8 protein-coding genes are annotated in these 12469 nt (G+C 66.9%); 3 read left to right on the top strand and 5 right to left on the bottom strand.

All coding sequences use genetic code 11. The features are described 5' to 3' along the window. Nucleotides 1–160: 160 nt before the first annotated feature. The 3 genes from RhoFasB10_RS19185 to RhoFasB10_RS19175 are packed head-to-tail and all read right to left on the bottom strand — an operon-like array spanning nt 161 to nt 7098. Nucleotides 161–4183, bottom strand: a complete 4023-nt coding sequence (locus RhoFasB10_RS19185) for a lipid II flippase MurJ (protein ID WP_240931280.1) — start codon at nt 4181–4183, stop codon at nt 161–163. Beyond that, on the bottom strand, nt 4180–6537 hold the full coding sequence (locus tag RhoFasB10_RS19180; protein WP_167678055.1) for a DUF6049 family protein: 2358 nt from the start codon (nt 6535–6537) through the stop codon (nt 4180–4182). The genes RhoFasB10_RS19185 and RhoFasB10_RS19180 overlap by 4 nt, the downstream gene beginning before the upstream one ends. Nucleotides 6538–6540: 3 nt before the next feature. After that, nucleotides 6541–7098 (bottom strand): NUDIX hydrolase, encoded by a 558-nt coding sequence (locus RhoFasB10_RS19175; RefSeq protein ID WP_068429610.1) that lies wholly within the window; start codon nt 7096–7098, stop codon nt 6541–6543. Between the two features lie 84 nt (nt 7099–7182). Here RhoFasB10_RS19175 and RhoFasB10_RS19170 point away from each other — a divergent pair, with 84 nt between their 5' ends. Further along, entirely contained in the window at nt 7183–8676 is a 1494-nt protein-coding gene (locus tag RhoFasB10_RS19170; RefSeq protein ID WP_167678053.1) for a CCA tRNA nucleotidyltransferase, read from the top strand. Nucleotides 8677–8708: 32 nt separating this feature from the next. Here the strand turns inward: RhoFasB10_RS19170 and RhoFasB10_RS19165 are convergent, their stop codons facing one another. Then, nucleotides 8709–9995, bottom strand: coding sequence for an MFS transporter (locus tag RhoFasB10_RS19165; RefSeq protein WP_167678051.1), 1287 nt, complete (start codon nt 9993–9995; stop codon nt 8709–8711). Nucleotides 9996–10019: 24 nt separating this feature from the next. Then, a complete protein-coding gene (locus RhoFasB10_RS19160) occupies nt 10020–10952 on the bottom strand; it encodes an NAD-dependent epimerase/dehydratase family protein (RefSeq protein ID WP_167678049.1) in 933 nt (310 codons plus the stop codon). 139 nt (nt 10953–11091) lie between these two features. On the opposite strand from RhoFasB10_RS19160, the gene RhoFasB10_RS19155 reads away from it, so the two are divergent. Both RhoFasB10_RS19155 and RhoFasB10_RS19150 read left to right on the top strand, forming a co-directional pair. Further along, nucleotides 11092–11781, top strand: coding sequence for a TetR/AcrR family transcriptional regulator (locus RhoFasB10_RS19155; RefSeq protein WP_114330055.1), 690 nt, complete (start codon nt 11092–11094; stop codon nt 11779–11781). Between the two features lie 64 nt (nt 11782–11845). Continuing rightward, complete coding sequence (locus tag RhoFasB10_RS19150; protein WP_068429603.1) at nt 11846–12469, top strand: YqgE/AlgH family protein; 624 nt, start codon at nt 11846–11848, stop codon at nt 12467–12469.

Below are 12469 nucleotides of genomic sequence, written 5' to 3'. Positions count from 1 at the left end.
GCCCCCCGGCTTCCCCCTTGATCCCGAAAATCCCCATACGAAAACGGCTCCCCCCGTGTTACCGCATTGGGGAGAGCCTAGGCCATGAAGACCGAACAGTACGAAACGTTCGATTTCACCTACTTTGCGTAGGTGAAACCGAACGTCTGCGGGGAAAGTGTCAGCTTCGGCCGGTGAAGCCGAAGTCGGCGATCGAGGACTGGTTGCGACCGTTCTCGGTGCTCAACCCGGTGATCCACAGCAGCACGTGGTCGGTGGGTTCGGTTGCGGTGAGCGGAATGTCCGTGACGCCCTGTCCGAGCGTGGCCTGCCCGATCACGGTGGTGTCGCTCAAGCTGGGCGAGTCGCTGGGCGCAGATCGGATCTCGACGACCGTTCCAGCAGACGGTGAGTTGACGAATGCACTGGTCAACACTTCGGACGACGGCAGCGTCGCCAGCAGGCCGACGCCGTTCTTCAACGACGGGAACGGCTGGAAGTACGCGTCCGTCTGCCACACGGTCGACGGGTCGCCGTCGATCGCGTTCTGAGCCGTGGCAGCGCTGTCGGCACTGCCCTGCGGCGAGAAGACCTCGACCGAATCGATCGTGACGGGTGCTGCGGCCGGTGCCTGCGCTTCGGCAGCGCCCGGTGCAGCAGGGGCGGGCACGCTGGTGGTCAGTCCGAAGTCCTGCTCGGTCAGCGGCTCGTCGGAGCTACCGCCTGCAAGGAACGTGAACAACCAGTACCCGGCGAACCCGAGTACGACGACGGTGAGCACACCCAACACGACCAACGCGATGTTGGTGCGCTTGGACCGCAGTTGCTGAGCCGCGATTTCCTCCGGGTCCGCCAACGAATGTCCGGACGCACCCGCGGGCCGCTGGCCGAGCCGCAGCGCAGGCATGAGGTCGGTCTTGTCGTTGACGACGGCCGCCTGGTCGAGCACGTGCTGAACCGTCGCAGCCGTGCGGATTCCGCTGTTCTGCTCGAGTGCGCGTGTCGCGACGGCCGAGATCTCGAACGGCACGTCGGAGCGAATACGACGCGGCTCGACGGCATTGCCGTTCGAATCGCGGTCGGCGGGCTTCATACCTCCGACGGCACGCGGCGGCGCACCGGGACGGTCCGACGCGTCGGCCAGTGGCCAGCGCGCGGTGACGAGCGCGTAGAGCATCGCGCCGAGTCCGCGCACGTCCGACGCGGGTTCGGCGTCGGCGAGCGTTGCCGGGAACGCGAGCACCGCGTTTCCGCTGGTGCTGATGCGTACGCGATCGGGGTGATCGATGGACAGCGCGCCACCGCTGCGGTGTGCAGCTTCGGCTGCTGCCGCGAGCGCCTTGATGGCGCGTGCTGCTCCCGTCGGCGACGGCACGGTGTCGGCCATTTCTCGCAGTGAGCGTCCCGGCGTCCATTCGGCGACGACGATGCCACCCGAGCTGCCGCGGACGACGTCGAGCACCCGGGCGAGTCCGGGGGAGTTGATACGGCCGAGACGCAGCGTCCGCGACAGGATCGCCTGCGGGCCCTCGGGTCGGTCGGGAGACACCGACGTCGCCTGCTGGTCGGCGTCGACGAAGGTCAGCGCGACTTCGCGGTCGAGTTTGACGTCGTGCGCCTGCCAGAACTTCAGTCCGCGTGCACCACCGTGCGGGGCGAGCAGACGGTAGCGACCGCCGGCGACAGAGGCGCCGGGAATGAGCTTCGGTCCGCGCAGCGCACGCGTCGGCTCGGGCTGCGGCTCGGGCCGACCTTCGACGGCAGGTGCTCGCACGGTGGCAGGCGGTTCCGTAGCGTTCTTGCCTGCGTCGGCGTCCTTCTTGTCCGCCGAGTCCTCGGGTTCGACCTGTGCAGCCTGAGCTGTGTCCACCGAAGCCGTCTTGCCCGTGGTGGACGCGTCGGTCGCAGGGACGGCCTTTACCTCGGCCGTTTTGTCGGCGTCGGGTGCCGGAGCAGCCGCGTCGCCGGATGTCTTCTTCTTGTCGGGTGACGACGCCGTCGGTGTGGCCTGGGTGGATGCGGCCTTCGCGCGCTCGTCCACCTCGACTCCTCCGGTCTTCTGGTCCGTGCCGTCGGCAGTGGACTCGGCCGGCCCCCCAGCCACTTCGTCGTCCGTCACTCTCTCTCCTTCGCGCGCTTCTACCCCGAGTTGTGCTGCCTGTCTGCTCCCGTAGGGCTGACCTGCAGAAGTCTGCGGCCCGGTCCGCCGGGGTCCAGGGTACGGGAGTCCCTGCTCCGCAGTGCCCCTTGCAGGGGTAGAGCGAACGACCGGTATCGAATCGGTAGTTTCGGGCGTCGCAGGCACGGGGTTCGTCGCGCTCTCGGCGGGTCGCCCGCGCAGTTTCCGCACGACGCGTCCGACAGCGACGGTCACCGCGAGCACCTCGGGTATGCGGCCGAACCACAGGATGCCGAACGTGATGCCGAGCATGAGAACCGCGCAGATACCGACGCGCAGCATCGCGCCGATCATGCCCAGGGGCTCGGTCAGTCCGCCCAGGTCGGCGACTCGGTCGATGGCAAGCATGGCCGTTCCACCGGCGGCGGACGCCATCAGGACCATCCAGATGGTCTTGCCCACGTTGATCATGCGCAGATCGCCGAGGCTGCGGTGCAGCAGGAAGCCACCGATGCAGGCACCGACCACGAAACCGAGACCGTTGGCGACACCGAGCCAGAGCACGACCTGCTCGTCGTCCGAGGCGATGACCGGGGCGAGAGCGGACAGCGCGATCTTGACTCCGGTGATGCCGAGGATGATCCACGTCGGCGTCCAGGCCTGTTCGCGGGCGTAGAACACGCGCAGGTGGATGAGGACGAGTGCGTACGGAATCAGCGTGAAGGCAGACCAGCTGACGGCTTCACCGAGGCGGGGGGCGTCGTCGGCGAAATTCCCGAAGCCGAAGAGTGCCTCGCCCACCCACGGCCCGGCGAACGTCAGGAACACCACGATCGGAACGAGCGCGACGAGCGTGAGCCGCGTCGCGACCGACAGATCGTCGACGACGGCAGGGTCGTTGCCCTCGGCTGCGTTGCGGCTGAGGCGCGGCATGATGGCCGTCAACACGGTGACGCCGAGGATGCCGTACGGCAGTTGGAGAAGGATCCAGGCTTGCGAGTAGATCGCGGGGCCCGAGGCGTCGGCACCCGAGGAGATGTTCGTCGCGTAGATCAGCCCGATCTGGCTGATGACGACGTACAGAATGATCGCCGCGGCCATCCCACCGAACGCCTTGAGGCGGGCGTCGAACCCCCACAACGGCCGGAGGTCGACCTTCTCCCGCTTCAGTGCCGGAATCAGCGCGGCTACCTGAGTCACGACACCGGCCGTGACTCCGAGACCGAGGATCAGCACATGCGGATCACTCATCTCGACGGGATCGAGCGTGATCTCGCCGGGGACGAAGAAATAGAGGGAGAAGATGCCCAGGACCACCAGGTTGTTCCACACCGGCGCCCACGCGCCGGGACGGAAGTTCTGACGCGTGTTCAGAACGGCCGTGAGCAGGCCGGACAGGCCGTAGAACAGGATCGCGGGCAACAGTAGATAGGACAGCGCGGTCGTCAGTTCGTTGCTGACCTTGGCGTCGTCCTTGATCAGCATGGTGCTCAGGAGCGGTGCGCTGATCGTGGCGATGACGGCGACGACGAACAACATCGTGAACGCGACGGTGAACAGCCGACGAATGAACGACGTACCGCCGTCGGGATCCTCCATCTCGGCCCTGACCAGGACCGGAACAACGATCGCGGTGAGCACGGCGCCGAGGACGAGCTCGGAGATCATGTTCGGCAGGATCGTCGCCGCGGTGAACGAACTGGCGATCGCGCCGCCGAGGATCGCCAGCATGACGATCTGTTTGAAGAATCCGGTGATGCGGCTGACGAGCGTCGCGACGGCGATCGATCCCGTCGACGCCAGCAAGCTCTTCTGCGGCTTCGGTTCGGGCTTCTCGGGTTCCGGAACCGGGGCGGTCGCGACCGGCGCGAAATCCTCGTCCCGGAATCGCGGGATCAGCTGCGTGACGGAATTGTCCGGGGCCGGTCCGCCGTCGGGCGACGGCGGTGCCGGGTAGCTGCGCATCTCACGGACGGGTTCGCGTTCCCACGGCGCCTGCCGAGGCGGCGCCGTGCGACGGAATACCTGTGCTGCGGGCAGCCGTGGGCGCGGGACGTCCCCTTCGTACGGGATGTTCCCGGTCATGGTCGTTCGTACCCTTCGTCGGCTGGGTCGGGTTGCCCCCTGAACCTGTGCCACAGTCGGCGCCCTGCGAGCAACAGCAGAAGGACTCCAGCGCAGGCGGTGATGATCGCGAGAGCCTGTCCGTACGCATTCGACCGTACGGACACGGTGGTTGCCTCGCCCAATTGTTGCCCGTCGAGCGTCGTCAACGCGAAGTCGACCGACAGATTGCGGGAGTCGTCGACCTGCGCGGGCACGGTGATCGTGCGGCTCCCGCGCGCGGGAAGAGCCGTTGCGCCGACGTCGGAGATCGTCATTTCCGCTGGTGCGTCGACCTTCAGTCGCACGTTGACGGGTACAGGGAGGTCGTTGCGTGCGACGAGCAGCAGCGGACTCTGCTCCGAAGCCAGTGTGTAGACGCCGCCGGGTGCGACGACCGTCACTGCTCCGAACATCCGGTCCAGCGACGTCTCGGACGCATCCATCCGGGTTCGCGACATCGCGGCTGCGTATTCGGGTTCCGTGTCGCGGCCCGCGGTCGTGAGTGCGCGCAGTAGGTCCTCACGCAGCGGTGCGGTGAACAGCCGCGGTGTCAGGGCCGACTGCGGATCCTCGACGACGGACGCACGAAGCGATTCGATGCGCGCACTCTGCGCGCGCACGCGGTCTTCGAGGTTCGTGTCGCGGTCCACCTGCGGCACCGTCCTGGTCTCGACGGGCATACCCGTCGGTGCTTCGGCGACCAGACTGGTCAGGGGTCGTGGCGTCGCGAGACCCGACCGCAGCATCGACGACACGGACGACAGAATCGTCGTCGGCTCGTCGCCGCCTGCGGTCCAGTACTGCGGCGGGGCGATCGTCACGGCCCGCGGGGAACCGTCGGGTTCTTCGAGCGCGTGATAGAACATCGCACCGACGGCATCCTGCAGTCGGGCGGCGCGAGAATCCCCGGACAGGTCGTAGCGCTGGTCCTCGGGTGTGAAATCGGGGGTCGACGGCACCTCACCGACTCCGGCGAGCGCGGTGGCCGACGCCGAGTCGAACACCGTCGTGTTCAGTGGGGCGTCGACGGTACTGCCCCCTGCGACAGCGGCGACGCCTCCCGCTGCGGCAGGCGCGATGCTGTTGTCGGCGAGCAGCGCGGTGGTCGGGCCGGTCGAACGTAGGGCCGCGGCCGCAGGCGCACCCAGCTGTCCCGACGCGCTCCACACGACATCGCGCACCGACGTCACGCCCAGGATCGAATCGACGATGTCCGACGGCGACTCGAGGGCGCTCGCCGCCAGGGTGGCGTCGCCGACGTTGCCGATCGCGTCGAGGTCGACCTGCGCGAACGGGACCGCGGTGACGCACATCGAGTCGGCGAGGGTCTGCAGGCGGGACAGCCACGCTGCGGCGGCGTCGCTGCCGGTTCCGTCGCGCGCGGGGCCGGACGGGTTCGCCGGATCGTCGACGACCAGATAGCCGCGCTGCATGTTGGCGACGGTGACGAGCAGGTCGGGGTCGATCGCCAGACACATGCTGTCGGTGAGTCGATTCTCCGGATCGAGCTGATCGGTCGTCGTGAATTCGACGGCTTGGAGCAGTTCGTCGAGACGGCCGCCCGTCGCGAGTTCGCCGGCGAGGTCGTCGTCGACGAGCCTGATCTTGTCCTCGATGGTTCCCGGGTTTCCTGCGGCCAGCCGTGGCTTGTCGGCGAGGGGCCAGAGGATCGTCGTTGCGACGGGATCCGTCGTGCTCGGCGGCAAGGGCACCGACGTCGGATCCGACGGGTCGCGCGGTACGCCGGTGACGGGCAGCAGGAACCGGGCGTCGTCGAGTCGCGCTGTTCCGCCGTACTCCGGGGTGCCGTTGACGTTGAGCAGCAGCGGGTAGACGCCGGGGCGATCGATGTTCAGCGACGGGTTCGTCGTGCTGCGCAGTGGCATCGAGACGGTGAACTGCGTGCTCGCGCCTCGCTCGAGGCTGTCGGTGACCGTCTGGAACTCGCCCGCATACGGGTATTGCTCCTGATCGCGCGACAGGGACGTGCGGAGTTCCGACGGCTGATCGACGGCGTCGGCGCCCTGCATGCGCACGCTGATGTCGTCGACGCGTCGGTCACCGGTGTTCGTGACGGTGGCACGCACGGTCACGAACGGTTCGCTGCTGGTGGTCACGGTTCCGGGTGCGACGGTGTCGATCGACAGCTCCAGGAACTGATTGCCGCGCGTCGTCTCGGGAAGGTCGCTGTCGGCGGACTGATAGGTGACCTCGGTGCTAGACGACGGGATGCTCGAATCGGACCCGTCCGGCTCCTGCGCCAGAGCCAGCGAGGGCGCCGACGCAAGGAGGACTGCGGTCAATGCAGCCGCAGTGACCCGTGGCAACCGCACTTCTCACTCCCTGCCGACGGGCGTCTCGGGATCCGGGTTGCTCATGCCCTCGATCAGTTGGCTGGCGATCGCGGCCAGTTTACGTTCGTCCGCGTACGCGAGCTTCGACGACAGTTCGCTCAGCGGAACCCACGCTACCTCGGTGACCTCGACGTCCTCGTCGGACAGCTCGCCGCCGAGAAAGCGCAGAAGGTAGTGGTGGACGGTCTTGTGGACGCGACGGCCCTCGGTGACGAACCAGTAGTCGATGCTGCCCAGCGAAGCGAGCACATCTCCGCGGATGCCGGTCTCCTCGGCGACCTCGCGCATCGCGGTCTGTTCCGCGGTCTCGCCCTGCTCGATATGGCCCTTCGGCAGCGACCACAACAACCGCCCACGACGGTCGGTGCGGCCGATGAGAGCGGCGCAACGCTGGGACGGAGGGCCGTCGAGACCGTCGACGACCAGGCCGCCTGCCGACGTCTCACGCACGGTTCTGAGTTTGGGCTTGTCGCCGTCGGCACGTGCGGGCCGCCGCCGCGGGTTGCGGCGGCTCCTGTTCGCACGTTCGCCAGCAGACACCCAATCAATACTAGAGGGAAACCACGGCTTTCCTTTGCTCCCTCTCCGTCCTGCCGCACGACCTCTCGCCTAGGCTCTATCCACGTGGCAGAACAGTCTCCGTCCCCCCGACACTCCGATGCGCCTTCGGGCGCCGGTTCGGACGCGGACCGCCGCGAGCGCCTGCTGACGTCGGCCCGCGAGACGCTGTCCGGATTGTCCGACCTCTTGGCCCCTCTGGCCGCCCGGTTCGCCGCCGAAGGACACGAGCTGTACCTCGTCGGCGGGAGCGTTCGCGACGCGGTTCTGGGGCGGTTGTCCGGAGACCTCGACTTCACCACGGACGCACGACCCGAGGTCGTCCAGAAGCTGCTGACCGGCTGGGCCGACAATCAGTGGGACACCGGGATCGCGTTCGGGACGATCAGTGCCGCCAAGAACGACCAGCTGATCGAGATCACGACGTTCCGCACCGATTCGTACGACCAGGTCTCGCGCAACCCGGAGGTCGAGTACGGGAAGAGCCTCGAGGAAGATCTCGTGCGACGCGACTTCACCGTCAACGCGATGGCCGTTCGGATCGGCGCCGACGGCACCCAGGAGTTCGTCGACCCCCTCGGCGGCATGGACGCGTTGCTCGAAGGACTGTTGGATACGCCGTCGTCGCCGGAGAAGTCCTTCGGTGACGACCCACTCCGCATGCTGCGTGGCGCGCGGTTCGTCTCGCAGCTCGGTTTCGCGCTGATGCCTCGTGTACACGCCGCGATCACCGAGATGGCCGGCCAGATCGAACGCATCACGGCCGAGCGTGTACAGGTGGAGCTCGACAAGCTGATCCTCGGTGAGTACCCCGTCGAGGGAATCGACGTCATGTGCGAGACCGGGCTCGCCGGCTACGTCCTGCCCGAGGTGCCCGCGATGAAGCTCGAGATCGACGAGCATCACCAGCACAAGGACGTCTACTGGCATTCGCTGACGGTACTGAAGCAGGCCATCGACCTCGAGGACGGCGACCCCGATCTCGTATTGCGTTGGGCTGCACTGCTTCACGACATCGGCAAGCCCGACACCCGACGTCACGAACCGGGCGGCGGGGTCAGCTTCCACCATCACGAGGTCGTCGGCTCCAAGATGGTCAAGAAGCGTATGCGAGCGCTCAAGTACTCGAAGAGGATGATCGACGACGTCTCGCAGCTCGTCTTCCTGCACCTGCGTTTCCACGGCTACGGCAAGGGCCAGTGGACCGACTCCGCGGTGCGGCGCTACGTCACCGATGCCGGTGATCTACTTCCCAAGTTGCACAAGCTCGTTCGCGCGGACAGCACGACGAGGAACAAGCGTCGAGCAGCGGCACTGCAGGCCACGTACGACGACCTCGAAGAGCGGATCGCGGCGATCGCCGCGCAGGAGGACCTCGCGCGCGTGCGACCGGATCTCGACGGCAACGCTATCATGGAGCTCCTCGGCATCCCCGCGGGTCCCGAGGTCGGCAAGGCGTGGAAGTTCTTGAAGGATCTCCGACTCGACCGGGGGCCGCTCCCCCGCGAGGAAGCGGAGCGAGAGTTGTTGGCGTGGTGGGAAAGCGCGTCGCGCTCGTGAGTGTCTATGTATAGCCCTCTACACATTCGCACTCACGTGCGGCGGAGCCGCATCACCACCGCCGCCAATCCCAGCAGATAGACGACACCACCGCCGAGCACGACGGCGTGTGCGGATGCCTCACCCGCGAGATCCGTCGTCGACGGGCCGACGACGAACGCGGCGACGGCGAGCGCCGCGACGAAGAAGATGTTGAAGACGGTGTCCTGCAATGCGAACACGCGCCCGCGATGGTCGTCGTCGATCTCGGTCTGCATCGACGCGTCGCCCGTGAGCTTGATGGTCTGGCCTGCGATGCCGAGCAGGAACGCGCCGATGAGCAGACTCGTCTGCGTGAGCCCGTCGATGAAGGTCACCTGTACGACGGCGGCCAGTGCGAGTGCGCCGATGATCGATCGAACGCGACCGAACTTCGGCAGCAGGAAGGGTGTCAGAACTGCCGCGATCAGCATGCCCGCAGCCGTCGCTCCGACGGCGATGCCGAAGCCGGCCAACCCGCCGGGCAGTGAGCGGGGCGTCGACTCGCGCAGGATCAACACCATGACGAGAGTGTCGACGCCGAACACGATGCGGTGGGTGCCGATGCCCATCATCGCGGCGGTGACCGTCGGCGACTTCCATACCGCGACGGCACCGGACTTCAATCCGGCTGCGATGTCCGCGAAAGCACGTGATGGTCCGTCGTCGGGAATGGTCGCAGGACCCAGCGATTGGCGTGGAAACCGCGCCGCGGCAACCGATCCGACGATCGATCCGACGGCCGACACTGCCACGGCGACGCCCGATCCGGTGTCGCCGGCGCCGATGTACCCGATGATCCCGACGGCCGCTCCTGCTCCCGCGGCTGCGAAGCCTGAACCGATGGTCGCGAGAAGCGAATTCATCGGCACGAGCCACGATGTTCGGACGACGTGCGGCAGGGACGCGGACACGCCGGCCAGAACGAACCGACTGAGGCCGACGGTCGTCAACGCGAGGAGAAGGAGCGCGGTCTCGCCGCCCCCGGTGAACAGAACCGTGGCGGTGACGGCGATGAGGACCATGCGAAGCACGTTCGCCCACAGCACTACTGCGCGCCGATCCCATCGGTCGAGCATCGCGCCTGCGAACGGCCCGATGATCGAGTACGGCACCAACAGAACGGCGAATCCGGCGGCGATGGCCGCCGGATTCGATTCGCGTTCGGGATTGAACAGAATTGCCCCGCTGAGCGCCGCCTGGAAGAGGCCGTCGCCGAACTGTCCTGCGAAGCGAATCGCGGTGAGCTTGCCTGCACCGGGCGAATTGCGCAGTCGCGCCAGGAAGGTCTCGTCGCTCACTTACAGGACTGTAGCCCCAGTTACCTACGACGCCTGTGCCAGCTCCTTGTCCTTCCACCACGCGACGGTGGCAGCGGCACCGTCGGACAGCGGTGTCGGACGTAGCCCGAGCATCTTCTCGCTCGCCGAGCTGTCGAGCACGTACGGGTGCTCGAACTGATACAACGTGTCGCCGAGCTCCTTGATCGGACCGGACACGACGCCGAGCGACTTCATCATCCACGACGGGATGGTTCCGACTTTCGGTGTCGGAGCGTGTGCTGCACGTGCGAAGGCCTCGATCATCTGGCGCTGCGTGACGGCGGGGGCGGTCGGCGCGTGCAAGAAGGTGTTCCACAGCGACGGGGTGGCTGCTGCCTCGATCATCGCGACGGCGAAGTCGGGCACGTACGTGAACGAGTGTGGCAGATCGGCGTCGGCGATCACTCGAACAGTGCTGTGCGACAATACTTTCGGTACCACGCGATCGCCCATGTGTGCCGACAGGACGCGCGGCCCGTAGAAATCCGAGGCGGCGACGCTGACCGTCGGTGTCGCGTGCGCATCGCGGGCGGCGAGCAATTCGGTGCGGACGCCGAGCTTGCGGTGGGTGGCGACGCGCGGCGAGTCCTCACGGATCGGGCCGTCGATGTAGCCGTAGGAGTAGAGACTCTCCGGGAACACGACGACGGTGCCGGCGGCCGCGTCGAGCACGCGCCGTTCCATGGTGGGAAGCTTTGCGCGCCACACCTTGTCCTCGTACGCGACGTGAGTGCAGTGGTAGATCGCCGTCGCCTTCTCGAAATGACCACGGAGATCGTCGGTTTCGATGTCGACGCGTCGCTTCTCGATCGACGGGTGGTCGGGGCCCGAACCGGAACGGGTGAGCACTCGGACGCGGTGACCTCGCTCGGCGAGCTGTTCGGCGACGGTCCATCCGACGGGCCCTGCACCGGTGACGACGTGTAGCTGGTTCATGATCTCTCCTCCAAGTGTGAGCACTGCTCTCTGTTTGTACTTCGAGTGTGCACCCGCCCGCCGCAGAAAGCAAGAGCACCGCTCTCTCACTTCGAATCGCCCGAACAGCCGGAGAGCACCGCTCGCTATTGTGTGAGCCATGCCGACTACCCCCCGCGAACGAGCTCGCGCGCAGACGCTTGCCGACATCACCCGAATCGGCCGTCAGCACCTGGCCGCAGACGGGGCTGCTGCGCTGTCGTTGCGCGCCGTCGCACGAGATCTCGGGGTCGTGTCGTCCGCGGTCTACCGGTACGTCAAGAGCCGCGACGAACTGCTCACCCTTCTCGTCGTCGACGCCTACAACGAGCTCGGTGACGAGGTGGACGCTGCGGTGGATGCCGTCGACGACTCGATGGAGAAATTCCTGACGCTCGGCCGGGCTGTCCGTGCCTGGGCGAGGCGAGAACCCGCGTCGTACGCGCTGTTGTTCGGTAGCCCTGTTCCCGGCTATCACGCGCCGGCCGAGCAGACGACCGGACCGGGCATACGCGTCATCGTGAAGCTCGTGCAGGTCTTCGACCAGGCGGATCGCGACGGCCGGTTGTCGACGCCCCCGTCTCCGGTCCCGCTCGAGTCTTTGCACGACGACTTCGCGACGGTTCGTAACGAAATGGGAACGGAGATGTCCGACGCGGCCCTCGCCGGTGGCGTTCTGGTGTGGGCGTCGCTCTTCGGCGCGGTCAGCTTCGACGTGTTCGACCAGTACGGATCGGCGAATTTCGTGGATCGTGAGCTGTTGTTCGAGCATCAGCTCGCGCTGCTGGCGGGGCTTGTCGGGCTGTCCTGACGCGACGAAACTTTCCGGCATTCCTTGCGGTACATCGGGTGGTCGGCGGTGCCACAATGTCTCCATGGCTACACATGCGGAGGAACCCGAGGACCAGACGGCAGAGAACCACGCTGCGTCGGTCGACGAAGCGGTGCGTCCCGGTAGCTTGCTCGTCAGTTCGATAGAGCTCGTCGAGCCGACGTTCCGGCGCACCGTCGTCTACGTCATCGAACACAACGACGCGGGCAGTCTCGGCGTCGTGATCAATCGTCCGAGCGAGACGGCCGTGCACGACGTGCTCCCGCAGTGGAGCGGACTGGCGGCGCGACCGCAGGCACTCTATGTCGGCGGACCGGTGAAACGGGATTCGGCGTTGTGTCTCGGCGTCGTGCGGACGGGCGTCGACGTCGAGGGTGTTGCCGGCCTCCGGCGGGTCGACGGCCGAGTCGTCATGGTCGATCTGGACTCCGACCCGTCGGACATAGCCCCGCTCGTCGAGGGCGTGCGCGTGTTCGCCGGCTACTCGGGGTGGACGATGGGCCAGCTCGACGGTGAACTCGCCCGCGACGACTGGATGGTGGTCTCCGCGCTGGCGTCCGACGTCATCGGCCCGCCGAAGATCGACCTGTGGGCGCACGTGTTGCGACGCCAGCCGATGCCGTTGGCGATGCTGGCGTCGCATCCGATCGACGTGGAACGTAACTAG

The sequence above is a fragment of the Rhodococcus sp. B10 genome (assembly GCF_011770055.1).
Taxonomy (GTDB): Bacteria; Actinomycetota; Actinomycetes; order Mycobacteriales; family Mycobacteriaceae; genus Rhodococcoides; species Rhodococcoides kyotonensis_B.
The sequence above is the reverse complement of the archived record's forward strand: the minus strand, read 5'-3'. Positions and strand labels throughout refer to the sequence as shown.